The sequence below is a fragment of the Acetobacterium sp. KB-1 genome, from assembly GCF_003260995.1.
In the GTDB taxonomy this organism is placed as follows: domain Bacteria; phylum Bacillota; class Clostridia; order Eubacteriales; family Eubacteriaceae; genus Acetobacterium; species Acetobacterium carbinolicum.
This window is the reverse complement of sequence record NZ_CP030040.1, coordinates 264,521-291,195: the sequence shown is the minus strand read 5'-3', so window position 1 is coordinate 291,195 and position 26,675 is coordinate 264,521. Positions and strand designations below refer to the sequence as shown.

21 protein-coding genes and 1 tRNA gene are annotated in these 26,675 nt (G+C 41.6%); 6 read left to right on the top strand and 16 right to left on the bottom strand.

Annotated features, from left to right (window positions below; genetic code table 11):
- Positions 1 to 10: 10 nt before the first annotated feature.
- Together DOZ58_RS01355 and DOZ58_RS01350 are read right to left on the bottom strand one after the other, a co-directional pair.
- Positions 11 to 469, bottom strand: a complete 459-nt coding sequence (locus DOZ58_RS01355) for a DUF177 domain-containing protein (protein ID WP_111886652.1) — start codon at positions 467 to 469, stop codon at positions 11 to 13.
- 70 nt (positions 470 to 539) lie between these two features.
- Positions 540 to 1,730 carry an acetate/propionate family kinase gene (locus DOZ58_RS01350; protein ID WP_111886651.1) on the bottom strand — a complete coding sequence of 397 codons (1,191 nt, stop codon included), beginning with the start codon at positions 1,728 to 1,730 and terminating at the stop codon, positions 540 to 542.
- Positions 1,731 to 1,879: 149 nt separating this feature from the next.
- Between DOZ58_RS01350 and DOZ58_RS01345 the strand changes: the two genes are divergently transcribed.
- From DOZ58_RS01345 to DOZ58_RS01335, 3 genes are all read left to right on the top strand, one after another.
- Positions 1,880 to 3,124, top strand: a complete 1,245-nt coding sequence (locus DOZ58_RS01345; protein WP_111886650.1) for a nucleotidyltransferase family protein — start codon at positions 1,880 to 1,882, stop codon at positions 3,122 to 3,124.
- A 73-nt stretch (positions 3,125 to 3,197) separates the two neighbouring features.
- Positions 3,198 to 4,754 (top strand): carboxylesterase/lipase family protein, encoded by a 1,557-nt coding sequence (locus tag DOZ58_RS01340; protein WP_111886649.1) that lies wholly within the window; start codon positions 3,198 to 3,200, stop codon positions 4,752 to 4,754.
- Between the two features lie 196 nt (positions 4,755 to 4,950).
- Entirely contained in the window at positions 4,951 to 7,524 is a 2,574-nt protein-coding gene (locus DOZ58_RS01335) for a chemotaxis protein CheW (RefSeq protein ID WP_242988569.1), read from the top strand.
- 91 nt (positions 7,525 to 7,615) lie between these two features.
- On the opposite strand, the gene DOZ58_RS01330 is transcribed toward DOZ58_RS01335, so the two are convergent.
- Entirely contained in the window at positions 7,616 to 8,002 is a 387-nt protein-coding gene (locus tag DOZ58_RS01330) for a Rieske 2Fe-2S domain-containing protein (protein WP_111886648.1), read from the bottom strand.
- A gap of 117 nt (positions 8,003 to 8,119) precedes the next feature.
- On the opposite strand from DOZ58_RS01330, the gene DOZ58_RS01325 reads away from it, so the two are divergent.
- On the top strand, positions 8,120 to 8,392 hold the full coding sequence (locus DOZ58_RS01325) for a DUF5661 family protein (protein WP_111886647.1): 273 nt from the start codon (positions 8,120 to 8,122) through the stop codon (positions 8,390 to 8,392).
- 150 nt (positions 8,393 to 8,542) lie between these two features.
- On the opposite strand, the gene DOZ58_RS01320 is transcribed toward DOZ58_RS01325, so the two are convergent.
- The 6 genes from DOZ58_RS01320 to polA all read right to left on the bottom strand — a co-directional run bounded on the left by DOZ58_RS01320 (position 8,543) and on the right by polA (position 15,076).
- Positions 8,543 to 9,229 (bottom strand): adenylate kinase, encoded by a 687-nt coding sequence (locus tag DOZ58_RS01320; RefSeq protein ID WP_111886646.1) that lies wholly within the window; start codon positions 9,227 to 9,229, stop codon positions 8,543 to 8,545.
- 26 nt (positions 9,230 to 9,255) lie between these two features.
- Positions 9,256 to 10,326, bottom strand: coding sequence for an HD-GYP domain-containing protein (locus tag DOZ58_RS01315; protein ID WP_111886645.1), 1,071 nt, complete (start codon positions 10,324 to 10,326; stop codon positions 9,256 to 9,258).
- Positions 10,327 to 10,595: 269 nt separating this feature from the next.
- Positions 10,596 to 11,423 (bottom strand): DUF1002 domain-containing protein, encoded by an 828-nt coding sequence (locus tag DOZ58_RS01310; protein ID WP_162624372.1) that lies wholly within the window; start codon positions 11,421 to 11,423, stop codon positions 10,596 to 10,598.
- A gap of 182 nt (positions 11,424 to 11,605) precedes the next feature.
- Positions 11,606 to 11,692 (bottom strand) — tRNA-Leu (locus DOZ58_RS01305).
- Between the two features lie 150 nt (positions 11,693 to 11,842).
- Entirely contained in the window at positions 11,843 to 12,421 is a 579-nt protein-coding gene (coaE, locus tag DOZ58_RS01300; RefSeq protein ID WP_111886643.1) for a dephospho-CoA kinase, read from the bottom strand.
- Positions 12,422 to 12,433: 12 nt separating this feature from the next.
- Positions 12,434 to 15,076 carry a DNA polymerase I gene (gene polA / locus DOZ58_RS01295; RefSeq protein ID WP_111886642.1) on the bottom strand — a complete coding sequence of 881 codons (2,643 nt, stop codon included), beginning with the start codon at positions 15,074 to 15,076 and terminating at the stop codon, positions 12,434 to 12,436.
- A gap of 204 nt (positions 15,077 to 15,280) precedes the next feature.
- On the opposite strand from polA, the gene DOZ58_RS01290 reads away from it, so the two are divergent.
- Both DOZ58_RS01290 and DOZ58_RS01285 read left to right on the top strand, forming a co-directional pair.
- Positions 15,281 to 15,478 carry a helix-turn-helix transcriptional regulator gene (locus DOZ58_RS01290; RefSeq protein WP_371414202.1) on the top strand — a complete coding sequence of 66 codons (198 nt, stop codon included), beginning with the start codon at positions 15,281 to 15,283 and terminating at the stop codon, positions 15,476 to 15,478.
- Between the two features lie 4 nt (positions 15,479 to 15,482).
- The gene (locus DOZ58_RS01285) at positions 15,483 to 16,226 is read left to right on the top strand and encodes a DUF3169 family protein (RefSeq protein WP_111886640.1); all 744 of its coding nucleotides are present in this window, start codon (positions 15,483 to 15,485) and stop codon (positions 16,224 to 16,226) included.
- A 304-nt stretch (positions 16,227 to 16,530) separates the two neighbouring features.
- Here the strand turns inward: DOZ58_RS01285 and DOZ58_RS19150 are convergent, their stop codons facing one another.
- The 7 genes from DOZ58_RS19150 to ilvB all read right to left on the bottom strand — a co-directional run bounded on the left by DOZ58_RS19150 (position 16,531) and on the right by ilvB (position 26,629).
- Complete coding sequence (locus tag DOZ58_RS19150) at positions 16,531 to 20,037, bottom strand: FAD-dependent oxidoreductase (protein ID WP_111886639.1); 3,507 nt, start codon at positions 20,035 to 20,037, stop codon at positions 16,531 to 16,533.
- 14 nt (positions 20,038 to 20,051) lie between these two features.
- Positions 20,052 to 21,803, bottom strand: coding sequence for an NADH-quinone oxidoreductase subunit NuoF (locus tag DOZ58_RS01275; protein WP_111886638.1), 1,752 nt, complete (start codon positions 21,801 to 21,803; stop codon positions 20,052 to 20,054).
- Complete coding sequence (nuoE, locus tag DOZ58_RS01270; RefSeq protein ID WP_111886637.1) at positions 21,800 to 22,366, bottom strand: NADH-quinone oxidoreductase subunit NuoE; 567 nt, start codon at positions 22,364 to 22,366, stop codon at positions 21,800 to 21,802. Before nuoE ends, DOZ58_RS01275 begins: the two co-directional genes overlap by 4 nt.
- Before the next feature lie 365 nt (positions 22,367 to 22,731).
- Positions 22,732 to 23,040, bottom strand: a complete 309-nt coding sequence (locus DOZ58_RS19195) for an iron-containing alcohol dehydrogenase (protein ID WP_371414187.1) — start codon at positions 23,038 to 23,040, stop codon at positions 22,732 to 22,734.
- Positions 23,024 to 23,905, bottom strand: coding sequence for an iron-containing alcohol dehydrogenase (locus DOZ58_RS01265; RefSeq protein WP_371414186.1), 882 nt, complete (start codon positions 23,903 to 23,905; stop codon positions 23,024 to 23,026). Before DOZ58_RS01265 ends, DOZ58_RS19195 begins: the two co-directional genes overlap by 17 nt.
- 571 nt (positions 23,906 to 24,476) lie before the next feature.
- Positions 24,477 to 24,974 carry an acetolactate synthase small subunit gene (ilvN, locus tag DOZ58_RS01260; protein ID WP_111886636.1) on the bottom strand — a complete coding sequence of 166 codons (498 nt, stop codon included), beginning with the start codon at positions 24,972 to 24,974 and terminating at the stop codon, positions 24,477 to 24,479.
- A gap of 11 nt (positions 24,975 to 24,985) precedes the next feature.
- A complete protein-coding gene (ilvB, locus tag DOZ58_RS01255) occupies positions 24,986 to 26,629 on the bottom strand; it encodes a biosynthetic-type acetolactate synthase large subunit (protein WP_371414201.1) in 1,644 nt (547 codons plus the stop codon).
- Positions 26,630 to 26,675 lie beyond the last annotated feature (46 nt).

Below are 26,675 nucleotides of genomic sequence, written 5' to 3'. Positions count from 1 at the left end.
GTCATTTCACTTACAATAATTTTTTCAACGCTTCAAATCGCGGATCATAATCACCAAATTTGTCGCATTCGCATTGCTCGTGATTTAAATTGTTGCCGCATTTTGGACACAAACCCGCACATTCTTCACTGCACAGTACACGGAAAGGTTCATTAATATAAATGCATTCTTCAACGATGGGCAATAAATCAAGTATTGCTTCATCCTCTTCAACCGTTACCGTATCCGTATAGTCATAAAGACAATCAATGGGGGTTGGTTCTAGGCAACGCGCACAGGGAAAGATCATGGTCATCTCAAGGGTGAAATTCACCAGAAAATTACCTTTCGATACTTTTTCGATGGTTCCACGCACGAAAGCGCCATTTTCATCCAGTTCTCCCTCTATATCATTTAAATCCGTATTTTTTACAACAAATTCAAAAGGGATTATTTTTTCCTGCAATAGCTTATTGATTTCAAAATTCATTTTATCACTCCAAACGGGCAATCATCATTATATAGACGATTGCCCGTTTTGTCAAGTGAAATACTTTACATTATTTAGCTAACGCTAAGGTGTCTCTGGCAATCATTAATTCTTCATTGGTTGGTATAACCATAACGGTTGTTTTAGAGTCTTTATCAGAGATAACAGTCGCTTCGCCGCGCTTGCTGTTGGTAACAGGATCAAGCGTAATTCCCAAGTATTTTAAACCACCACAAATTGCAGCTCGCGAAGTTGTTGAGTTTTCACCTAAACCAGCGGTGAAGATAATGCCGTCTACCCCATCCATGGCCGCAACATAAGCGCCGATGGTAGTACGAACCCGATAGTGAAAAATATCCAGTGCTAACTGAGCCCGTTTATTACCACTGTTTGCGGCACCTTCAACATCGCGGAAATCTGAACTGATTCCAGAAACGCCAAGCACACCAGACTTTTTGTTCATGATATTATCAACTTCATCTACTGTATAGCCTTTATTAACCAGGAAAGGAATGATAGCAGGATCAATGTCACCGCAACGCGTTCCCATTTCCAATCCGGCCAGTGGAGTCAATCCCATTGAAGTGTCAACCGATTTTCCGTTTTTAATGGCACAAAGACTGGCACCATTACCTAAATGGCAAGAAATCAGTTTCAGGTCTTCAAGTTTTTTACCCATTAATTCAGCCGCAGCCTGGCTCACAAATTTATGGGATGTTCCATGGAAGCCATACTTTCTGATCTTGAATTTTTCATATAATTCATAAGGGAGTGGATACATGAAAGCTTCGCCCGGCAAGGTTTGATGGAAAGCGGTATCAAATACTGCTACCATTGGTACATTTGGCAGTAACTCCCGACAAGCATTAATTCCAATCAAGTTAGCAGGATTGTGAAGCGGTGCTAATTCTGAGCACTCTTCCAAACTTTTAATAACCGCATCATCAATAACGACTGAATCAGAGAAAGTTTCAGCACCATGCACAGCTCGATGACCGACAGCAGAAATTTCTTCCAAAGACTTCACTACTCCATGAGCAGGATCAACTAAAGCTGCCATGACAAGATTCAAAGCTTCTTTATGGGTCTTCATCGGTTGTACCAATTTCACCTTGTCTTGACCTGGCGCTTCGTGAACCAAAACAGATCCTTCAATACCGATTCTTTCAACTAAACCTTTAGCTAAAACCTCTTCAGTGGTCATATCAAGCAATTGATATTTTAGTGAAGAACTACCGCAGTTAATAACAAGTACATTCATTAATAATTACTCTCCTTTAGTTTTTAGATTGATTACACTTCATACGTTCTATATAATAACAGTAATATGCTAAGAATACCATTATTTTTTTGTCATATTTTGATAATAAGTGAAAAAATTGCTATTTTTTTAACAAGAGAGAGGCTAATATGAAAATTCTTGGTATTATCGCTGAATATAATCCATTTCACATGGGACATGCCTGGCAAATTGAAGCATCAAAAAAAGAGAGTCAGTGTGATGGTGTGATGGTTTTAATGAGCGGCAACCTGACCCAGCGTGGCGATTTTGCACTACTTAACAAATGGGAACGCGCCCGACTGGCCTTGTCTTCTGGTGTTGATCTGGTCTGCGAACTTCCCTTTGGTTACGCCTGCCAAAGTGCCGAAGCCTTTGCTTATGGGGGAATTAAAATTTTTAACGCCACTGGGGTTGTTGATGTTCTTTCTTTTGGTTCCGAATTTGGGCATATCCAGCCGCTAACCAGTCTGGCTGAAATACTCGTTCACGAACCCGCTGAATTTAAAAGCTTCCTTAAAGAGGCTTTATCATCCGGTGTTTCTTTTCCTCGAGCCAGAGAATTGACCATCCGTTCCTATTTAGGTCACGAAGCTGGCGATCTCTTAAAAACTCCCAACAACATTCTGGCCCTGGAATATCTCAAAGCCCTTCATAAAACTCAAAGCAATATCCGTTCAATGACGGTTAAACGACAAGGTGCCGATTATCATAGTCTATTGCCGTCAAGCTTTCTCAGTGCCAGTGGGATACGAAAGATATTATTTGATGCGCTTGCCAACCCGGAGTCAGCGTCTGCTATTCTAAAAATGCTTGATCACAAACTTCCTTATTTAAGTGAAGATCTGATTCTGCCATTTAAAAAAAATTTTAACCCCAACGGCGACGACTTATTTCTTAATGCATTACGGCTGCTGATTCTTTCTCATGATGTAAAACATCTAAAAAACACCCCCTACGTCAGTGAAGGCCTGGAGCATAAAATTCGAGATACTCTAAAAGTTGCCACAACCCTGGACGAATGCGTCAATGGTATTATTTCTAAGCGTATCCCTAAAACCCGGGTTCGCCGGATCTTATGCAATCGGCTCCTGGAACTTGATAAAGAGCTCTTAAAACTTTTCCTAACTGAATCCTTTGTTCCTTATCTACGGGTACTGGGGTTTAATGAAAAAGGCAAAACTATCCTGAGAGCGATTAAAGCTCGCGGACAACTGCCTATTTTAACAAGTTTAAAAAAGAGTCGGTTTTCATTGACCCCCACCCAAAGAAAAATGTTATACTACGATTGTCGAGCGACGGACTTTCATAATCAATTTTACGAAATAAACTATTGCTATCATCGGGATTACATTCAAGGCCCCATTCAATTTTAAATCGCGCGTACCCGTTCACAATCATTGCGAACTGTTTCGCTACAACTTAAGTTTCACTAAAAAGGAGAACACCATGTCATTTTTCACCACTGATAAAACAGCCTTACCAAAACGACCAATCCTCAGGCCCCACTGCGGGCCTGTTCAAGGACAATTCCGCCGGGGACTGTCCTACTATAAAGGAATTCCCTACGCGATGCCGCCGATCGACAACCGGCGGTTTAAAGCGCCCGAACCAATGCCACCCTGGGAAGAGGTCCTTGACTGTTCAAAATACGGTAATTCCTCGCTTCAAATGGGGGGGATAACCCTTGATTCCCCCGGCACCTATCAAATGGACGGCAAAAGCGAAGACTGTCTGTTTTTAAACGTCTGGACGCCAGCGCTAACGCCAGAGGATCGCTATCCGGTTTATGTGTTTATCCACGGTGGTGCTTTTTCCTCGGGCTCCGGCTCTGAAATTGTTTATGACGGCGGACGAATGGCTCAGGAAGGGGTGGTGGTGGTCACCATTAACTACCGGCTCGGTGCTTTGGGATTCCTCGCTACCCGGGGGTTGCTTGAGGAAGCCGGGACCACTGGCAATTACGGATTACTGGATCAGATCCTGGCCCTGCAATGGATTCAGGAGAACATTGAAACCTTTGGCGGGGACCCCCATCAAGTCACCATCGGCGGTCAGTCAGCCGGTGCATATAGTGTCACGGCCCTGATGCTTTCCCCGCTGGCCAAAGGTCTTTTTCACCAGGCCATTGTTGAAAGCGGATCGATCTTCTCAATTTCAGCTTTTTCTGCGCTTAACCGGGGTGATTTGGAAAAAACGATGGATAACGGAAAACTCTTATGTAACTTATACGGCGTCGAGGATTCTTTAAATGGTCTGGATCAGCTAAGAGCCCTTCCCGGTGACGTTTTTGCCGCCCTCTCAATGGTCAAAGCAGACCAGTCGAGTGTTCCCAAAGCTTTCGGTTTCTGGCCGGTATATGATGGCGTAGTTCTCCCCAAAGATCCTGTTAAGGCGCTCAAAAGCGGTGACGTCAATACGGTTAAAATGCTGGTCGGGTACAATACTGATGAATCTTCCTTATTTATAAAGGGCCACACCAATCTGGGTATTTATCAGATGCTCTGCTATCATACCTTTGGTCCTGAACGTGCACCAAAAGCGCTGGACCATTTTTTTGTCGACGATGACCACTCACCTCTCGATCGAGCCCTGGAAATCTATACCTATTCGGCTTTCCTAATTGGAATGGTGATGATGGCTAAAGTATACGCACAGTTGGGAGAAGATGTCTATTTTTATAATTTTGATTTTGATCCGGCCATCCTCAAAATTGTCGGACTTAATACGGCCCATGGCATGGAATTGCCCTTTGTCTTTGGTAACGGAATCGGACAACGGCGAACAACTAAGGTCAGTAATTTATCGTGGATCATGCAACAATCCTGGGTCAATTTTATTAAATTTGGTAATCCCAATTTCAAAGAAGAATATAAGGGACAGATCGTCTGGCCAAAATTTGACCCGGAGAACAAATACATCATGGTTTTTGACGCCCGTCTTTCCAGTAAAAACCTCCCCAATCAGGATGATCTGGATTTCCTAGAGATGCTGATGTTTAGCTAGAACACGCTTTTCCCCATCGATTTGAGCGCAATCAGTTATTTGCCGAAATCGTATTGAGTTCCGCTATTCTTACCATAATTGACTTGCAAAAGAACCAAAAAAATGATACATTTAGCCGATACTAAGATTAAACGAATGATGCTTAACTCGGACTGATCATTTCAGAAGGTGTCATATTATTTTAACGAGGAGATTTATGATGATTATATATAAGCAAAAAGATTTTTTAAATTACATGCCCGACGTCCAGGAATGCAACAAGAGCATTTCTGATCTGAATGACCAGTGGGATAATATTAAACTACTTTCAGAGATCAATTGTCCCATCCAATCAAAAAGTGTTCTCCCCAATATGACTAAAATCCAAAGCGGTTTTATCGATTTACAAGAAGAACTGATTGATACCCTTGTTTCTGAGAAGTTAAAAAAAATGGAACAAAAAATCATTTCAAAAACCCAGGTAGCCATCGATATTCTGATCCGCAACCTTTTTGAACGAACTGCCGACATTGGTTTCCTGGCAACCGATGATGACATCCGCCGCTTCGTCGAAAATACTGACCGTAATGAAAACGACCGCAATATGATTTTATCGCGGATGCGGGAGTATGTAGCCAAGTATTCCGTTTATGAAGACATCATCGTTATGGATAATAATTATCGGGTGCTGGCAAATCTTGATGAACAAAACAATATTCTCGGCAAACAGATTAAAGGCCCCAATCTGGTCAAGACAATGGATGGCGAACAGAGTTTTGTGGAATACTTTAAAAACTCAAAACTGCAATACGGCAATAAGAACTCCCATATCTTTTCCAGTCGAATCTGTCGGGAAGGTACAACCCAAGCCATTGGCCTGATCTGCTTGTGTTTTCGCTTTGAAAATGAAATGACTCAGATCTTTGAAAAACTGACCAATGATTACGATGGTTCCGTTATGACCATCATCGACGATGACAATATGGTTATTGCTAGCAGTGATGAAAATCACGTGCCAATCGGGATCATTGTTGAACCGGTTGAGTCCGGGGTCAATGGTGTTGTCTATTATCGCGGTGCGGATTATATTTCTAAGACCATTGCCACCCAAGGGTACCAAAAATATTATGGGCTTGGTTGGAAGGGTCATGTTATGATCCCTCTTAGCCTAGCTTTTCGGGATAATCGCAATCTCAAAAGCATTGACTCCTCTGTCACAACCGGCCTGATGCATCAGGCCGATTCGTTCTCCACTGAACTCAATGAAATCATCAATAAAACCCAAACCATCAATGGCTCACTAAAACGGATCGTATATAACGGTCAGATCATTGCCCGAGATGACAGCATTGATGCTGAGTACTCCCGTCTAAAACCAATTCTTCGCGCAATCGGACGGATCGGTACCAACACCAGTAGCCTGTTTCAGAGCTCAGTTTCTAATTTATTTTCAACTGTCGTATCAACCAGCCTTGTAGACACCAGCTTTTTGGCCTCGCTTTCTGTTGATATCATGGATCGAAATCTCTATGAGCGAGCCAACGATTGTCGTTGGTGGGCACTTGATTCAAGCATTCGACGGATTCTCGCCAAAGATGATATAACCGCATCGGATAAAAAACAATTAACTGATATTTTAATTTATATCAATGAACTCTACACGGTTTATAGTAATTTATTTGTCTTTGATCAAACCGGCACCATTATCGCCGTGTCCAACCCCAAGCGCAGCGAAGATATTGGCAAGACCCTCACCGACCCCTATATCAATGAAATTTTATCAAATGCAAAACCAGAAAAATACTTTGTTTCCACTTTTGATAAAACCGAGTTATACGATCATCGTTACACCTATATCTATGGTGCCTCGATTACTGATTTTAGCAATCACAACCGCACAGTCGGAGGGATCGGGATTGTGTTTGACAGTGAATACCAATTTAAAACTATCCTTGAAGAATCCCTTCACTCTGATAACAACACCTTTGCGGTGTTTACCGATCGTAACAAAATGATCCTCTCAACAACTAATGATACCTATAAAGTAGGTGAAACCTTAACTTTACCAGACGAGCTGTTTACCGTACCGAACGGCAAAACCCGTTCCGAAATCTTAGTTTATGAAAACAGCTATTATTCGATCGGTTGTGCCTGTTCATCCTGTTATCGTGAATATAAAAATTCAGATGGCTATCATAATGATGTCCTTGCCTTTGTTTTTGAAAAAATGGCAGACTATGCAGAAATCACGGTAAGTAAGTCTAATGATAAAGAAATTGAACAATCTGATTTTGCCTTCTCAATGACTAATGAGTATAAAAAGCTGGCCACCTTTATTATCAATGGACAAGCCTATGGTCTGGAGCAATCCTATGTAGTTGAAGCCTTAGAAGCCAGTAAGGCCATTTCTGTCCCAGGTACCAATACGGTTATTCGGGGTGCTGTGGAATTTAATGATCGTTATTATGCCGTGGTGGATGCGCTAGCACTATTTGATAAGAATCAGCCCAGTCGCAACGCCTTACATGTATTGATGCTTCAACTGTCTGACGATGAAATGATCGCTATACAGGTTGAAAAACTGGTAAGTGTTCTTGAAGTTAATACAAATGACATTCAACCCGTAGAAATCTCATCAGCGATTACCGGCATTATCTGTTTAACCGATGGTTCCGAACGGACGATTTTGGAAATGGATCCTCAGATCATTCTTGAAAAGCTGGTTGAAAACCAGGTCGATGAAAATCTGGAAGCCGCACTTCCTTTACTGGAATCAATCGATAGCAATTAAAAATCATTCGTATTAATAAATCAGAACCCGGATCAAACAAAAAGTCCCAGGTGCAAAAAAGTTACAATGCAGCTGGGGCTTTTTAATTATTTTATGTTATATCAATCAGTATATTACGGTCCTCAATCTTAACCGGATAGCTACGATCATCTTCTAATTTAAATTCAAAAAATAAAATCTTCGGTTTCTTTAGACCTTTACCAGTCTTTGCATCATATTTGGCACCATGTCTTGGACAAGTGATGACCCCGTCCTGTAAGTCACCTTTAAATAACGATCCTCCCATATGCGGGCATTTGTTGGAAATAGCATAATATGCACCCGCCACTTTTGTCAGCAAAATGGCTTTGTCGTCCACTTCAACCAGTTTTTTTTCATTCTCTTCAAAATCTTTTATTTCTGCAACTTTTTGAAATCCCATTTTTTCCTCCATTTTTTCAAGTTTTGTTATTTTATTTACCCTTTTACTTAACTTCAAAACAAATCCCTCTGGTCCTTGATTGACAAATTTAAAAATTCTGCCTATAATGGGGTTAAATCATTATGAAACCAACCAGAATCGTCATATTTTGAAATTTTAAGAAGAGGTGATCTTATGTCTGCAAAAAAAGTATTTACGACCGAACAAGCAAAAGAAACGGGTAGAATGCTTGGAATTAGTTGGAACAAATTTGACATTGAACAGTTTCGAATGGGCATGGATGTTGAGCTTGAGCATGGCACGGATAATTCCCGCACAAATGTAACCGGCGATGATCCTTTCGTCACTGGTAAAATTGCCTTGGCTCATTTAAATGAGTTTCCCGATTATTATACCCGTCTTGAAAAAATGGAAGAAGAGGCTGAAGCTTTTTGGGAAGGTAAATAACTAGTTATCCTTCCTGTTGCCAGCACGTTAAAAAGAGCGTCCCAGAACTTAGGGATGCTCTTTTTATGAACTTTGCAACTTATTAAACAAGCCGTTTTGGGACATTTTTAAATCTGATTGTCAAACATACTGCTTAACCCGATCCGAAAATCAAAGTCTTGGAGGACTCATTTCCCAAGGTGCCTTTTTTTGCTCTTTTTCTATAATCTCACTGATTTGGGAAAATATTTCATGGATCCCGCTATCACCTTTTATTTTATGAAGAATCGCTTTCTTCTCATAAAATTCCAGAATCGGCTGTGTTGTTTGATTATAAATATCCAGGCGCTCCAAAATAATTTCTTCCTGGTCATCCGCCCGGTGAATCAATGCGGTTGAGCAAACATCGCAGGTTGCCGATATCTTTGGTGGATTATATTTAATGTGATAACTTTCTCCGCATTTTGGGCAGACCCGTCTCCCTAAGATACGATCGACAATAATTTCTTTGGGGACATCGATTAGAAAAACATAATTGATCTGTTCACTCTTTTTGTTCATAAAAAGATCTAGAGCCTGCGCTTGCTTTTTATCGCGCGGAAATCCATCCAGTAAAAAGCCCTCTTGGCAATCTTCTTTTTCTAATCGTTCCTCCACAAGCGCAATCGTGATACGATCTGGGACAAGCTGCCCTTTGCTGGTATAAGCACTTATTTCTCTTCCTTCTGGCGTTCCCGATGTTATTTTCCCACGGAAAATATCTCCGGTCGAGATATGCGGAATATTAAAACAATCACATATCAATTTCGCCTGCGTTCCTTTTCCACCGCCGGGTGTTCCTAATAAAATAATTTTCAAATAACCAACCTCCAAAATTTGTTGTACTACCTGATAAAATCGACAACGGTAATATTTAAGGCCCGACGATCGGCCAGGCAGATATCAAAGGGTTTTACATTCTCATCACCATTTTTAAATACCCGAATATTCGGGCGCATGCAGTAACTTTCAAAATTGTCAGTCACTACACCCGTCATACCATTGCTTAATTTAACCGAGGTTCCAATCGGGTATGGCGCGATTTTTCTGACAAACAGACTAACGAGATCTGGATCAAATAAGCTTTCAGTTCCGCCCATGATGTACTCGATCGCTTCTGATGGAAGTAACCCTTTTCGGTAAGGCCGATCCGATGTCAGGGCATCATAAACATCGGCGATTGAGATAATTCTTCCATAGAGTGAAATTTCCTCGCCTTTGGCATTATTGGGGTAACCACCACCTGAAAACTTTTCATGATGATCCAAAATACCGGTCTGAGCTCCAACACTTCCTACATATTCATTTGTCAGATATTCAAACCCTAGATAGGAATGCTTTTTCATTTCTGTAAATTCACTATCAGTCAATGGTCCTTGCTTATGGAGAATATACTTCGGAACAAAAACTTTTCCGATGTCATGCAGTAATGCACCAAATCCCAGATTACATAAATCTGTTTTATCAAGGCCTAAAGCAGTCCCAAGGCCAATCGATAAAACCGCTACATTGACCGAATGAAAATAGGTATAGTCATCAAATACTTTCAGATCAACCATATTGAGCATCATTTCTTTGCTTTTAAGAATTGCGTCCACAATCGTTTCAACCTGGTTCTCCATTTTTGTGAATTGTTCTTTTGGGACCGACACGTTATTCTCTTTGCAAATAAATATTTCTTTAATACCATTGACCGTCTTCATTCTCACATTGCTGTTGATCGTGTGTACGATGGGTATATTTACTACCTGTTCTTCTTCGACATACAGGCCACTACATTTATACTTACGAATTTTATTAATTAATGCTGCATCTAAAACAGTTTTTCTTGCCAGAATCAGCTCTCCTTGTTCCCCAAAAAAGTCTGAAACAATAACCATCCCTTCTCGCAAGCAAAATATTGGCACAAATCTCATGGTGTCTTCCTTCCACCGTAAACAATATAAACCACTCCGTTTTGAATGATTTGTTTTTTATTTAGGAACTATTAAAAAGCTAGTTTCTTATTGATTAAAGTTTGTTTCTTTAAATACGATGATAACTTTTTACTTAATCTTTGTCAATCTAAATTTGCAAACGTTTGTTGCCTGAGATAAAGCTAAAACGTCATCATAATCCACCGGACTACAATGACGTTTTAATTCTAATTCTTTCTTAGTTGATTAAATAATCCGACTCGCTGTCCTTAAAACAGGTTGCGAAAAAAGTTACCAATTTCCTCGAAGAAGGTCGATGCTTTCTGAAAAAAACCCTGAGTGCTCTGGCCGGCTTCGACCAATTTAAGAAATGTATCCGGGTCCATATTCAACTCATTAAATTTGTTGACAAGACTCAAAATCTCTTCAATTTGCTGGTCATCCAAAACAGTGTCATATTTGTCTGCGGTCTCAACAATCAGCTCCCGAATTTCATCATCATTCATTGTCTTCGTTTGGGCAATCTCGCTCTTTAAGCTATTAATAATGTTAACTGCATCATCGCCAATGGCATCCTGTAGTTCTCCAACGACCACCACTTCTTCAACTGCCGTCGTTTTTGCTGTTTCATCAAGACGGGTATCGGTTGCCACTTCATAGGCTTTATAAATGCCGGTTAAGGCACCTGTACCGGATACCGGGGTATAGGCTGCGACGATTACTTTCGCATTTTTGATACCGGCCGTTCCCAAAGCTGATTCATACATCTTATCGGTTACCCAATCAATATTATGGGTTTCCAGATCGATTCCTCCCGACGATTTTTCTTGAACATAAACACTGGAAAGGGCCAGCGTTCCAATTTTATCAAGGGATACCAAACCTTCTAAATACTCCCGTTCATCCGCATTGGTTACAACAGTTTCTTCAACATCGCCTCTTTTAATCTTGAAATAGTCATAAACTGTTTTTAGTTGCGCTTCAGTATTATCAGCTCCAATCGCGACACCGGCGCTTTTTGAATCTGCCAGTACGGGACTCACCATTACCATTGATAACACAATCGCTAAAATTCCTGTTATTATTTTCTTTTTCATTCTACACCTCATATCCTTACTGTTTTTTTATAAAGTCAACTTAAAACAGCGGTATAATCATAACAATTAATCCTATTTTTTAACTTAATTTTGTGAACGCACGAGACGAATTACCGAAGTCTCGCAGCTTCAAAAAAAAGAAAAGCCGACTGCTTGCGCAATCGACTTTTTGTTCTAAATAGTGGTGCGAGAAAAGGGATTTGAACCCTCACTGCATTGCTGCAACAGATCCCTCAAACCTGCGTGTCTGCCAGTTCCACCATCCTCGCATAAGTAACAGGTGTTTTGACCCTGTTTTCTTATTATAAAGGAATGAAAGAAAAATATCAACTATTTTTTTATTTTATTTACTAACCCATTCTGTTTTGATATTTATTTAACCAGAAGCTTTCGCCTGGTAAAATAAGCATTCGTTGTGATCAGAAGAGATCAGAAGAGATCAGAAGATCATCCAGACTACCATTGTTCTCAATGATCGTATCAGCCAGATTGATCTTATCCTCGTCAGACATTTGCATCTCAATACGTTTTGTAGCCTGTTCTCTGGTTAGTTTATCTCTTTTCATTATCCGGTTAATGCGAATCTCTTTATCGGACACGACCAGAATTGTTTCATCGACACAATTTTGCAGATTCGTTTCAAAAAGTAGCGGACAATCATAAAAAACTGTCGGGATCCCAGATTTTTTATAAAAAGCGATTTGCGAATCATACAATTTCTTTATTACTGGATGAACAATGGCATTTAGTTTTTTTCTGGCCTGTTCATCATTAGCAATCATTTCTCCTAACAGACTGCGGTTTAGTTCACCGTTTTCTTTGATGACTTCCTGTCCAAAGACTGCAGCTATTTTTATTAAACCGGGACTCCCTCTCTCTACGGCCTGTCTGGCTAATTGATCAGCGTCGATGACAATATAACTAAACCGTTTTTTTAGGATGTCTGTGACAGTGGATTTACCTGAAGCAATCCCACCGGTTACACCTATTACTCTCATCACCGGCTCCTGCTATTTCACATCATACCAGGACATCCCGGTGTTCACATCAACAGTCAGCGGCACAAAAAGCTTAGCCGCTCCTTCCATTTCTTCTTTAATCAGACGTTCTACCCGCTCATGTTCATTTTGAGGGGTATCGATGATTAACTCATCATGCACTTGCAAGATCAATTTGGCTTCCAGACGCTCCACTTTTAAACGGTTATACACCTTGATCATAGCAAGTTTGATAATGTCTGCCGCACTCCCCTGGATGGGCGTATTTAAGGCCATTCTTTCCCCAGCCTGAACCAGCATGGCATTTCTGGAGTTCATTTCCGGAATGTAACGTCTTCTTCCCCAGATGGTGGTGACATATCCTTCTTCTTTGGCTTGGCTCTTGACATTTTCCATATAGGCCTGTACCTTTGGATAGCGGGAAAAGTAACGGTCGATATAATCCTGGGCTTCGTTTCTTGAAATTCCCAAATCTTTCCCGAGACTAAAGGCCTGCTTGCCATAGATCAGGCCAAAATTGATGGCTTTGGCCTGGCCGCGTTGGGTTCTTGTGACCGCATCCAGGGAAACGTTAAAAATCTCCGACGCGGTTCGGGTGTGGATATCCTGTTCTTTTTTAAATGCATCAATCAGATTCTCATCACCGGAAAGATGGGCTAAGACCCGAAGTTCAATCTGAGAATAATCAGCATCCACCAGCATTCGATCGGTCGCCGATGGCACGAATACCCGTCTGATTTCTCGTCCCATTTCGGTTTTTACCGGAATATTCTGTAAATTGGGATTGGAACTGCTAAGTCGTCCGGTTGCTGCCACGGTCTGATTAAAGGTCGAATATATTTTATGGGTTTTGGGCTCAACAAAAGCCATCAAACCCCGACCGTAGGTTGAATCCAACTTCGACAGCATCCGATATTCGATGATTTTTTCAATGATTGGATGAAAGTGGATGAGTTGCTCCAAGACATCAATATTGGTGGAATAGCCTGTTTTAGTCTTCTTTATTACTGGTAGCTTTAATTGTTCAAAAAGAACGGTTCCTAATTGCTTGGGCGAATTAATGTTAAAATTTTCTGTTTCAGCTAACGTATAGATATCACTGGTGAGGCTGGTAAGCTTATTTTCAAATTCGCTGGATAAAACTTCCAGCTGGTCTAAATCAATTTTAAAGCCCAGCTCCTCCATCGACACCATCACTTCCAGCAAAGGCATCTCAATGGTTTTAAACAAGGTCATCATTTTTGTTTCATTGAGTTCTTTTTCCAGAACGGTTTTTAAATCTTTAATGGTTTCACAGTTTTTGATCATATAATCAGCCAGTAACTGCTCATTGAGTTCTTTGGCTTTTTGCATTTTTTTACCTTTTCCAAACATCTCCTCATCATCCCGAAGGGTCCGATTGAGATATTGATAAGCTGCCGATTTTAAATCATATCGCTGATCTCCGGGGCTTAAAAGATAGGTGGCGATATAAGTATCAAACGCTTCGGTGACTTCGAAAATGTCATTTTTATGAAAAATATGGATCAGATTCTTTAAATCCTGACTGATGATCGCCAATGTTTTAATCGTTGGAAGTTTTTTGAGTTTCTCAAAAAATTTCAAGTCATTAACGGCCAAACAATCCAGATAATAAAAACGGTCTGCAATTCCCAGGGCTAAATAAATCTGCGTCTCCTCCCGATGATAATAAATGATCACTTCTTTAGTGTTTTCGAGATCATTAAACAAACCATCCATATCTGAGTCAGTTTTAACCCAGCTAAACGCCACTGATTTTTCAATGGTATCCACTGTTTCGGCGACATCTATTTTTGACAACAACGTATTAAATTCCAATTCTTTGAGCAAGGTGATACTCTCCGGATTAAAAATATTATGAAAGGCCAGTTCTTCAAAATCGCCTTGCCAGGGAACATCCAATTTAATGGTTCCCAGCATTCGGCTCATAAACGCATCCTCTTTTCCGGCGATTATTTTTTCCTTTTGCTTACCTTTTTGCTCGTCGATATGCTCATAGATCCCTTCCAGATTTTTATATTGTTGAACCAGCTTAACTGCTGTTTTTTCGCCGATTCCGGCAATACCGGGAATATTGTCAGATTTGTCTCCCATCAGAGCTTTTAAATCAATCAAATCTTTAGGCGTCAATCCGTACTGGTCTTTGACCCAGGCTTCATCCACCTCTTCCAGTTGGGAGATCCCTTTTTTTGTATACAACACCTTAATTCTCGGTCCAACTAACTGAAAGGCATCCCGATCGCCTGTGATGATTTCTGTATCAATCCCTTTTTCTGACCCAATGCTTGCCAGGGTCCCTATAATATCATCGGCTTCAAAGCCTTCCAACTCGACAATGGCAATATCCATCTTTCTAAGCAACTCTTTTAGAATTGAAAACTGCTCGGCCAGAAGCTCAGGCATATTTAGGCGCCCACCCTTATAGTCGTCATAGGCTAAATGCCTGAAGGTTGGTCCTTTTAAGTCAAAGGCAACGCCTAAATAATCCGGTTGGTATTCCTCTTGAATTTTAACTAATATATTAACAAAGCCATATAAGGCATTTGTCGGTACGCCCTTCGAATTTGACATTTCCCGGATGGCATAAAAGGTCCGGTAAAAAAGACTGTTTCCGTCGATTAAGATACTTTTCATTTGATCTCTCTTTCTATCTTTTTCTGCTTAATTAAACAAATATTATTATACCAAAAGTATCGCGAATTGAACATTGAATAAATCCAAATTCCTCACTTGACAACTATCTTTGTCAGATGTATACTATTAATGACAACTTTATTTGTCGTTTTGACAATTTTATTTGCCAAATTTAAGTTTGGCTTAGGAGGTACAAGCATGGTATTGGAAAATCGTTTAAAAGAATATCGGGCCCGAAACAATCTAAATCAGTCTGATTTGGGAAAGCTGGTCGGTACATCCCGGCAAACCATTAGCCTGATTGAACGCGGCGATTATTCGCCATCTGTTATTTTAGCGTTAAAAATCGCCAAGGTTTTTGGTGCAACTGTTGAAGAACTATTTTTATACAAAGAGGAGTAAACTTATGAAAAAACTAAATTCGACGATCAAATTTTTTATTATCCTGGTTTTATCTGCTTTTATCGGCGGCCTATTGGGAGGTAGTATTGTTTATGGTGAGGCTGCAATCAACAGAAGTCTTAACAGTTTTCAAAATTTTATAATTACTAATAACTTGTTAATCCAGGCGATTCTTCTTGGACTCTGTGCGATTCTTATTTTAATTTTATATTTCTCGGCCAAACTTAAGGTGAAACAATTGGAAGAAAATAATGATATACTCTTTGATCAGATTGACCGTCAGCTGGGATTTCTTGTTCCTTTTATCTCGGTTACCATGATTACCGGATTCTGCCTTTTCGGTATTACCATTGCTAATACCCTTGAAGATTTTGAATTTTTAGGCTTCTTTATCTTTTTGGCAAATACTGCATTCACCTTGATTATGACAGTCCTTACCATAAAATTGACAAAGGTTTTATATCCTGGAAAAAAAGGAAACCCGCTCGACTTTAACTTTGACAAAGAATGGGTTAAAAGCTGTGATGAAGCTGAAAAATTCATTATCTACAAAGCGGCTTATCGATGCTATCAACTCATGAATATTGTTTATTGTGGTGCCGTGACACTTTGTATGCTTACTTCCATTGCTGTTAATATCGGTATCTTTCCCTATTTACTGATTGGATTTTTATGGATAACCCAGACCTTAATTTATGCGATATCAGCCAATCGATTTCAACACGGACAATTAGATAACGGACAATAATTATATTCCAATAGGAGTAATGAAAAAAAACAACCCATCCTTTGAAGTGCAAACTTGCATGTTAATGTCACCCGAGAAGTATTTTTGATAATCTGTAAAGAAGATTAGCAAACCCATCGTTGCTCTCTAATTTTATTACTATTCGATCTCAAAAAAAGTACCGTTCTGATATGTAAACGATCAAAACGGTACTTTTTGTATGAAAGAAAGCTCTGGTTATTCAGTTTATCTCAATTATATTGCAAGCAAATATTTAGTACTTGTAATTACTAAAACGATTCAGAATTTTAAAATGAATAAACTTTTAGTGTTTTATAACTTGATTCAACTTCCCTTGAATCTCATTCATCAGGTAATCAGTATAAGGAATCTCGGTAAAGAGCCGTCCTTTACTATAAGGCTTAAATTCCACCCTGACCGCATCCGGATCTTGGGTGTTTAGAATCTCACCAATGTCAACGTTTTTAAATGCTGGGGTTGTTTCCCCAATAGCCTTTAGAATTTTTCCTGGACAAACTGAGCCAAGATCCTCCGCCAAAATTTCAGCAATTGCCTGAACCATCTTAATATTGTTAATTCCCAACGGATTTTCTACTGACTTTTTCACCTTAAGGAGTCGGCCTTCTGTGTTCACAAAGGTACCGTTCACTTCCGCGAAAGCCAGTGCCGGCAATACCACATCGGCATTCTGGGCAGCCGAACTCAGGTGAGTATCCTGAACCATTAAAAATTCGTATCCGCTTAGATCTGCATTGGGTTCCTCACCGAAGAGCAGCAGCGCTTTCGCCGTTTTTAGAACCGTTGGTGTGTTAACAACCCCCAGCGCTTTTAAACCCCGGCTGTTGTTCTTAACGGCTACTCTGAAAATGCCACTACGTTTACCATCAAATTTGCCAAGGAGTCCGAGGATATCGCCAACCAGGGCCGAAGCTTCTGCGGTGATATACTTATCACCCATAACGACGACCAGGTTTTTAGCATTAACCAGGCCTTCACCAATAATTTGAGCTTCATCACCTATTTCAAAATCCGCAAGCGATGCTTTTAATGTGTCCAAATTTGTCACATCCGCTTTCAGTTTACCATTTTCAAGGACATACCTGGTGATTTCTCCCAGGAATTCAAGATCATCACATTCAGTAATAAACTCATCCGCGATATGATCATAACCACTTTCTAAGTGGTTAATGACAAAAATATTGGCGCCTTTTTTTGATGCCTGAGTCAGTTTATATTTGACAATGGGGTTGTTCACTGGTAACAATCCGAGCACCAGAATGGTATCCGCGGTCACAATTGCATTCATGTCGCCAATTGCATCGTTGCCAGGCAGAACCGTGTCTTCACCCTGTTCCCGATTGGAAAAACTAAAGGTCTCTGCTCGAAGCACCTTAGCCAGTTGAGTCATGTTAAAAATTTCTTCATTTGTATATTTAGGTGATATGCCCATTTTTACGGCATCACTTCCGTATCGAGCAGCAATGCTCTGGGATTTTTTTGCAATCATCACAAAGGCATCGTACCAACTGGATTCTTCCAGTTCACCCTGTTTATTGCGAATCAACGGGGTCGTCAGTCGATTTTCCCACTGCACCAGATTGGTACCGAATCGCCCCCGACCGCACATAACACCTTGATTGATATCCTGGTGGTTTTTCTGCGGAATGGCCTTGATAATGGTATCGCCCTTCGACTCAATGATAATTTGGCAACCGGCCGAACAATAACCGCAGGTCGATTCGGTTTTATCTGTATCCATGGGCACTTGTTTAATGCCAATAAGCCCTTCTCTTAAGGCGCCTGTGGGACAAACAGCAATACATTGTCCACAACTGACGCAGCTTGTATCTTTAAGAGGCTGGCGCAGGGCCGGTTCCACAATGGTCTCAAAACCACGATCCACCAGACCTAACGCTGAAACGCCGATAATATCCTCGCAGACCCGGACGCAAAGGCCGCAGGTAATGCACTTGCTGTTATCCCGAATTACAAAGGGGTGGTCATCCTGGATTTTTGCTTCCGGGTTCTTGCCTTTAAAGCGCTCTGGCTTAACCTCATATTCGTTGGCATAGGCGACCAGCTTACATTCGAAGTAATCCTGACAGCCACATTCAAGACAACGCTTTCCTTCTTCCACCGCTTGAAGCGGGCTGAATCCTTCCACCACTTCCAGAAAATTATCATTACGGGCATCTGGTGCCAGGTGAGTCATCACCGGTCGTTTGTTTTTCTTAATGCTTTCCAAATAGTCCTGATCCACCGATTCACGAATCACAAAGTAGGGTTCATGGTAAGCAATAGCTTCTCCACTTAAGTATCCTTCGATAAAAGGAACCGCTTTTTTGGCATCGCCGACGGCTTTAATGACAATGGAAGCACCGCTGTTAATACAATCTCCACCAGCAAAAACGCCGTCTAAATTCGTTCGGAAGGTTTGTTCATCGGCCAGAACGGTGTTCCATTTGGTCAGTTCCAGGTCATCTAGTCCTTTGGGATTGATCCCCTGGCCGATGGCCAGAATCAATGTATCGACATCAATGATCTCTTCTTCACCGTCGATAGGAACTGGCGATCGACGACCGCTGGCATCCGGTTCTCCCAGGGCCATTTTTTGAAGTCGAATTTTGACGATCTGTCCATCCGTCCCTTTAATAACTTCAATGGGGTTGGTCAAATTTTTAAAGATAACCCCTTCTTCTTCAGCTTCGATAATTTCAATTTCTTCCGCCGGCATTTCTGCTTTGGTTCGACGATAGATATTATAGACTTCTTTGGCACCAAGTCGCAGTGCGGTTCGGCAGGCATCCATGGCGGTGTTGCCACCACCGACGATGGCAACTTTTTCGCCAAGCACAATGGGTTCGTTATTGGCTACCTGTTGCAGCAATTCGATCCCACCGATGACCCCTTTGGCGTCAATGCCTTCACACCGTAGTCCGGAACTCGTCCAGGCACCTAATGCGACATAAACAGCATCGTGGTTTTTACGGATGGTTTCAAAGGGAATATCGACACCGACCCGGGTGTTATTTTTAAAGACAACGCCCATCTCTTTTATCAATTCCACTTCTTCATCCACCACCCCTTTGGGTAATCGATATTCAGGGATTCCATAGCGGAGCATCCCCCCCATTTTGGGCATAGCGTCATAGATGGTAACAGCGTGACCGGATTGAATCAGATAGTAGGCAGCGGTAAGTCCGCCCGGTCCACCACCGATGATCCCGATTGTCTTGCCACTCGCTTTTGCGATTTCGGGCATAAACATGTCATGAGTCATATCGAAGTCAGCGGCAAAACGTTTGAGCCAGGCGATGGCGATGGGTTCATCAACTTCGCCCCGGCGACAGGCCGTTTCGCAAGGATGTGGACAGACCCGGCCAATCGCCCCAGGCAATGGCAATTGTTCTTTGATCAGCTTTAAGGCTTCGGCAAATTCACCATTGGCGATTAAGCCAACATACCCCTGACAGTCAGTGGTGCCGGGACAAGCCCGTTTACAGGGTGCTACACAGTCCCCAATATGTTTTGAGAGCAACAGCTCCAGATTGGTTTTTCGGGATTCAATGACCCGGGGGGTCTTCGTGTTTACCACCATATTATCGGTGATTTCGGTGGCACAGGCTTTTAAAATTTTGGGGATGCCAGCAACCTCTACGACACAGAGTCCGCAGGACCCATAAATCTCCAGGCGTTCGTCATAGCATAGGGTGGGAATATCTATTGCATTTTCCCGGGCTACTTCTAAAATGGTTTGTCCCGGACGACCGGTTACTTCTTTTCCATCGATGTTCATTTTATATTGTTTCATTCTCCCACTCCTTTCTAGTCAATGATGACAGAATCAAATTTACAGACAGAGAAGCATTTGCCACACTTGATACAAATGTCCTGACTGATTTCATGCACTTTTTTCTTCTCGCCGGTAATCGCATCCACAGGGCAATTCTTCTTACAGGCCCCACAACCGACACATTTTTCTTTATCAATCGTATAGGTCAATAGCGGCTTGCAGCTTTTAGCGGTGCATTTTTTATGATAAATATGATCTTCATATTCGTTTCGGAAATATTTGATGGTGGTTAACACCGGGTTAGGCGCTGTCTGACCCAAACCACACATGGAACCATCCTTAATCTTATAACAAAGTTCTTCTAGCAGTTCGATGTCACCGTCCAGACCCTCGCCCTGAGTAATTCGATTGAGGATTTCCAGCATTCTTGTGGTACCAACCCGACAGTAAGTGCATTTACCACAGGACTCTTTACAGGTGAAGTCGAGGAAAAACCGGGCCATGTCGACCATACAGGTGTTTTCATCCATAACCACCATCCCACCGGAGCCCATGATCGCGCCGGTTTTAGTGATTTCAGCGTAGTCGATCTGGGTATCAAGGAGACTCGCCGGGATACATCCTCCGGATGGTCCTCCCATTTGAACGGCTTTAAAGGCGATATCTGCTTTAATCCCCCCACCAATCTCGTAAATAACATCTCTTAAGGTTAGTCCCATGGGAATCTCTACCAAGCCACCCCGTTTAACTTTGCCCGTTAAAGCAAAAACCTTAGTCCCTTTGCTCTCAGCAGTACCCAAAGCCGCGTAGGCTTCGCCACCGTTTCTAAAAATCCAGGGAACATTGGCAAAGGTTTCGACGTTATTGATATTGGTTGGCGCATTCCAGTAGCCTTTCTGGGCCGGGAAGGGCGGTTTTAATCGGGGCATGCCGCGTTCGCCTTCTAATGAAGCAATCAGCGCCGTTTCTTCACCACAGACAAAGGCACCGGCACCGGCTTTGATACGCAGATCAAAGTCGAATCCGGTTTCAAAGATGTCATTACCCAAAAAACCATTTTCCCGTGCCTGATCAATGGCTTTTTGTAAACGTACAATCGCCAGGGGATACTCAGCCCGGACGTAGATAACCCCTTCATTGGCGCCAATGGCTTTAGCACCGATTAGCATTCCTTCGATCAAAGCATGGGGATCACTTTCAAGAACAGATCGGTCCATGAAAGCACCGGGATCGCCTTCGTCGGCATTACAGACCATGTACTTGGTTTTTCCGGGTGATTTTCTAGCGGCGTCCCATTTGAACCAGGTCGGAAATCCGGCACCGCCCCGACCTTTTAAACCCGCTATTTTAACAGTTTCAATAATCTCTTCCGGGGATAGTTCAGTGAGACATTTTTTAGCAGCTAGGTAACCATCTACCGCCTGATAGTCTTCAATCCGCTCGGGATCGATGATGCCGGAGTTACGCAAAACAATCCGCTTTTGTTTTCCGATCATGGTAAGATCAGAATCCGAGATCTGCAAATCTTTCAGCTCATCCTCGCCCAGCACATAATCCTCAACAATTCGTCGGGCATCGGCAGTTGTAACATTAACAAAGGTTAGTTTTTTACCGTCCTCAGTAATCAGGTCAACAATTGGTTCCAAGTAACAAGTACCAATACACCCCGTTTGTTCAATGGTCAAGTCCAGGTTTTTTTCAGCAAGGATGGCTTCAAAAGCAGTCTGCACCTTGTGTGCTCCGGCAGCAATCCCGCAGCTACCAGCTCCAATTACAATTTTCATGCTGTCACCTCCTGCGCAAGCTGTTCTGCTCCGTTGGCACCGCTGCTGGCATTTTCTTTTAGCTCAGCCAGAATGCGGGTTACCTTTTCTTTGGTCAGTTGTCCATAGGTATCATCATTGATCATCATCACCGGAGATAAGCTGCAGCACCCCAGACAAGCGACGTTGTTGAGGGTAAACAGACCATCTGCTGTGGTCTCACCTTCATTGATCTCCAGGTAATCCATCACCGCTTCTTCTACCAGTTTGGACCCGTTGACATGACAGGCAGTTCCCTGGCATAGCATGATCAGGTATTTTCCTACCGGTTCAAACCTAAACTGGGTATAAAAAGTAGCTACCCCGTAAACTTTAGCAATGCTGGTATTGGTTTCCACCGCAATATGACGCATCAGAGCAACCGATAAAAAGCCGTACAGTTCCTGAGCTTTCTGCATGATGGTGATCAGACTTCCGGGGATGTCGGCGTAGTGGTCCAAAACCGGATCCAGTTCCTCAAAAGGCTTTGGTTGATCTCCATGACAACCACAGCTACATCCATGTTCATGTTTTTCTTGATTCATGTAAAACTCCTTTCGGGTTCAATTAATAATTGGCATCAGCAAACACTAATGCTAGTAATAAACGTTTTTTTTAACATACTCCCTACGGACTAAAAAAAATACAGATTTGAAGACGATTCGCCTTAAGGAGTGTCCATGGTTAGTTTACCATATTTACCAATAGTTAAAAGCAAAAAAGAAAATTTTCTATTAAATTAATTCTCTGGTTACGGTTTCATAATAAACAACTGGTTCGTGCGGTAAAAATTTCAAGCGGGTCACCCGTTCCCGAGCACAATTTTTTATCAGCTTGTGCATCGGTACGAATCACCCGCAATTGTAATTCTATCAGTATTATTTTGTTATCTTTAGTATTTTTTTGTTAACTAAATTTCTAAAGCCGATGTTCCATAAAAAGCGCATTCATAGATTTTTTTCACATCTTCCGGGGATGACTGTCTGGGGTTCGTCAATGTGCAGGGATCTCCAAAAGCATTTTTACTCATTCTGTCAATCACTTCAAGGTATTCTTTTTCATTGATTTCAACTTCATCAACTTCTTTTAGCGTCAATGGAATGTTTAAACGTTTATTTAAATCTTGAATAGCGACCGTTAAGTTTTCAATTCCTAATTGTTTTTCCAATTCTTCAACTTTATTGGTTGCTTTTCGATTGTAATCAATAATATATGGCATTAATATCGCATTTGCAAGGCCGTAAGGCCGTAAGGCCGTGGGTAATTCCAAATTCACCACCAATTTTATGTGCCAGACTATGAATAAGACCAAGTGAAGCATTTGTAAAGGCCATCCCGGCAAGTGCTGAGGCATTATGCATATCTTCTCTGGCTTTAATATCATTGGGTTGTTTAAACGCCACTGGCAATTGTTTTAATACCAGCCGAATCGCTTCATAAGCTAATGGATCTGTAAAACTTGTGGCTTCTGTTGAGACCCAAGCTTCCACAGCATGAGCCAATACGTCCATGCCCGTATTGGCTGTAATATGAGCTGGCATTTTCGAGGGAATGACAGCATCTAGTAAAGCGATGTCTGGCGTCATTTCATACGATACCAAGGGGTATTTTATATGGTTTTTAGTGTCGGTAATCACTGAAAAGGCGGTAATTTCTGAGGCCGTTCCGCTGGTTGAAGGCACTGCGATAAATTTTGCCTTTGTTCTAAGCTTTGGAAACTTTCCAGCAACCAGATCTTCAAAAACAGTGTCCGGATATTCATAGTATACCCACATGATTTTAGCCGCATCTAATGCTGATCCACCACCAATGGCAACGATCCAGTCCGGACCAAATTCTGCCATTTCCTGGCCCCCACGAACGACTGTTTCAATTGATGGATTTGGCTCAACGCCATCAACAATAGACACTTCCATGCCTGCTTTTTCGAGCTGTGCTTTTGCTTCATCCAGGAATCCATTCTTTCTCATTGAGCTGCCACCAGTGACAAGTGTCGCTCTTTTACCTTCAAGCCCCGCTAAATATGAAAGTGCTCCTTCCCCAAATACGATGTCTTTTGGAACTCTAAACCAATTTAATCCCATTTTGTTTCCTCCTTATAATTTTTTTAATCCATTATCCCTAAATCTTACCACTACTTTGTTGACATATTCTAATCGTCATTTTCGTTTAAACAATCATTGGCTAATCTAATCCAGGATTGGATACGTCTGTAAAGCACATTCCCTTTAGAATAACCACCTGCCAGCCTATTCGTATAATCGATTACATCTTTAAGTCTCGTCACATTTAAACTGTGCACCGCAAGTTCACCTCTTCCTCCTTAATTTCATGGTAACACCGATTTTATCATTTTTCAATGAAACCTTTACCATCAATACATATCTATTTTGTTGTTGTTCTATATCATATTTAATATCCCTCTTAACTCGGTCCTGAATAACTTACACTTACTTCTTCTTAATGACTTCTTCAGCTGCCTTTTCGTGTTCCTATACCTTATTAATGGGGCACACCAAAAACCGATGGCCGCCATCCACGTTTTAACGATTAAAATTTGCGCACTTAAAAAGACCCTTGAAAAAATGTCTTCAAAGGGTCTTTGTTTTATTAATAAGGTTTATGTTTTATTAAGATCTCACAAATGTTGACTATTTAGACCGAAAGAATCTTTCCGCCCCGCTGCAAACCAGTATCTCCAGATCGGACGAACTCTAAAATACCATAGGGTTCAACCATTTCAAAGAAGCCTTCAATTTTATATCGGGTACCGGTAATTTCAATGACCAGACTTTCTCTGGATACATCAACAATATTGGCCCGGAACATATTGGCAATCTCGACAATCTGAGAACGGGTGGTGTCATCTGCCTTCACCTTAATAAAAACCAACTCTCGAATAATGGAATCATCGGGTTTAAGTTCAATAACCGTAATCACATCAATGAGTTTATTTAATTGTTTCTTTATTTGGGTTAGAATTTGATCGTCTCCGGTAACAGTAATGGTAATCCGGGAAAGCTCGGCATTCTCGGTAGTACCTACTGTCAAGCTGTCAATATTATAACCGCGTCGTGCAAAAAGCCCTGAAATGCGGCTTAATACACCAAAATTATTTTCTACCAGTAATGATAAACAGGTTTTTTTCTCCATAACCATTCTCCCTATATTCTTATGAAATCCGGATGAACCTGGCATTGAATCAAGGTCGGGCCCTGGTGTTTAATCGCTTCCGGTAGCACCTTGTTAAAGTCGACGTTTTTATCAACCTTATAATTTTTTATACCATAGGCTTCAGCCAGCTTCATAAAATCAACGTCAAAATTAATATCCGTTCCGCTATAATGTCCTTTTCCATAGTTATCAAACTGTAGCTGCCGTACCATCCCCAGCTTGGAATTGGTAATCAGAATGATATTAACATTTAACTGATGTTCAGCAATGACTCCCAGTTCACCCATACTCATCTGGAAACTGCCATCACCGCAGACGATGAAAATTTCCTTAGGCTTGTCTAGGGTTGCGAAAGACGCACCGCAGGCTGCTGGAATACTGTAGCCCATCGTCCCTAATCCACCAGAAGTATAGTATTTTCGGTTTTTAATAATCTGGTAATACAAGGCCGACCAGATCTGATTTAATCCCACATCACCGACAACCGTCGCGTCATCCGCGGTCATTTCAGACATATCCTTAAATAGTATTTTTGGATTGATCAGATCGCTACAAGGAGGATCGGCATCATAAACGAGCGGATTTTCACTGCGAATGTTTTCGATTTCAGCAAGCCAGGCGTTATGTTCTACTAAGGTATCTTTTTGAATCAGCTCCGATAAAACAGTCTTTGCATCCCCAACAATCGGAATATTTGTTTCCATGTTTTTGCCAATTTCCGCTGGATCGATATCAATATGAACAAAATCGGTGTCTTTTTCAAATTTAGTCAGATGGGATGTGGCCCGGTTGGACATTCGGGCACCAATATTAATGATTAAATCGGCACCGTTCATTACAACATTGGAATACTTATAGCCGTGGCTACCGACAATACCACAGTATAGTGGATGATCTTCCGGAAACGCACCAATCCCCATCAGTGAGGTAATTACCGGAATCTTGTTTTTCTCAGCAAAAGCAAGCAGTTCCTTTTGAGCCTTTCCCAGCACAACGCCACCACCAGCATAAATAACTGGTTTTTCCGCTTCTTTAATCTTTTTGATGGCTCGTTTAATCTGTCCGCTGTGGCCGTTTAAATTGGGTTTATACCCCATAATGTCAACCTTGTCACAAGTCAGCCCGGTTTTAACATTTTCAAGCTGAACATCTCTGGGAATATCGATCAAAACTGGCCCGGGACGACCTGTTGACGCGATGTGAAAAGCTTCTCTAATAATTCTCGGAATGTCCGCCGCACTCTGAACAAGATAACTATGTTTTGTAAAGGGAGCGGTTGCACCAGTGATATCTGCCTCCTGAAAGGCGTCTGTTCCGATCAGCGCCCGATCCACCTGGCCGGTGATGGCGACAATTGGAATTGAATCAAGGTAAGCGGTTGCAATACCTGTTACCAGATTAGTTGCACCAGGTCCGGATGTTGCTAAACATACGCCAACACGCCCAGATTCTCTGGCATATCCACTCGCATAATGGGGTGCTGTCTGTTCGTTGCGCACTAAAATATGCTTTACCGGAGATGTTCTGAATGCTTCATAGAGAGGCAGCAAGGCACCTCCCGGATAACCAAACACATACTCAACATTTTCTCGTTCGAGACATTTTAAAATTAATTTTGATGCTAACAGTGGAATCACTCCCTTTTTAAGTATTTCAAAATATCATATTAAAATTTACGTA

Excerpts from the sequence above, each read along its gene's own strand:
- DOZ58_RS01275 (WP_111886638.1), bottom strand. The coding sequence starts at position 21,803 with ATGAAAATTGTAATTGGAGCTGGTAGCTGCGGGATTGCTGCCGGAGCA.
- coaE (WP_111886643.1), bottom strand. The coding sequence starts at position 12,421 with ATGAGAGTAATAGGTGTAACCGGTGGGATTGCTTCAGGTAAATCCACT.
- ilvN (WP_111886636.1), bottom strand. The coding sequence starts at position 24,974 with ATGGAGAAAAAAACCTGTTTATCATTACTGGTAGAAAATAATTTTGGT.
- nuoE (WP_111886637.1), bottom strand. The coding sequence starts at position 22,366 with ATGAATCAAGAAAAACATGAACATGGATGTAGCTGTGGTTGTCATGGA.
- DOZ58_RS01345 (WP_111886650.1), top strand. The coding sequence starts at position 1,880 with ATGAAAATTCTTGGTATTATCGCTGAATATAATCCATTTCACATGGGA.
- DOZ58_RS01335 (WP_242988569.1), top strand. The coding sequence starts at position 4,951 with ATGATGATTATATATAAGCAAAAAGATTTTTTAAATTACATGCCCGAC.
- DOZ58_RS19150 (WP_111886639.1), bottom strand. The coding sequence starts at position 20,037 with ATGAAACAATATAAAATGAACATCGATGGAAAAGAAGTAACCGGTCGT.
- DOZ58_RS01310 (WP_162624372.1), bottom strand. The coding sequence starts at position 11,423 with ATGAAAAAGAAAATAATAACAGGAATTTTAGCGATTGTGTTATCAATG.
- DOZ58_RS01285 (WP_111886640.1), top strand. The coding sequence starts at position 15,483 with ATGAAAAAACTAAATTCGACGATCAAATTTTTTATTATCCTGGTTTTA.
- DOZ58_RS01340 (WP_111886649.1), top strand. The coding sequence starts at position 3,198 with ATGTCATTTTTCACCACTGATAAAACAGCCTTACCAAAACGACCAATC.
- polA (WP_111886642.1), bottom strand. The coding sequence starts at position 15,076 with ATGAAAAGTATCTTAATCGACGGAAACAGTCTTTTTTACCGGACCTTT.
- DOZ58_RS01265 (WP_371414186.1), bottom strand. The coding sequence starts at position 23,905 with ATGGGATTAAATTGGTTTAGAGTTCCAAAAGACATCGTATTTGGGGAA.
- DOZ58_RS01315 (WP_111886645.1), bottom strand. The coding sequence starts at position 10,326 with ATGAGATTTGTGCCAATATTTTGCTTGCGAGAAGGGATGGTTATTGTT.
- DOZ58_RS01350 (WP_111886651.1), bottom strand. The coding sequence starts at position 1,730 with ATGAATGTACTTGTTATTAACTGCGGTAGTTCTTCACTAAAATATCAA.
- DOZ58_RS01355 (WP_111886652.1), bottom strand. The coding sequence starts at position 469 with ATGAATTTTGAAATCAATAAGCTATTGCAGGAAAAAATAATCCCTTTT.
- DOZ58_RS01325 (WP_111886647.1), top strand. The coding sequence starts at position 8,120 with ATGTCTGCAAAAAAAGTATTTACGACCGAACAAGCAAAAGAAACGGGT.
- DOZ58_RS19195 (WP_371414187.1), bottom strand. The coding sequence starts at position 23,040 with ATGCCATATATTATTGATTACAATCGAAAAGCAACCAATAAAGTTGAA.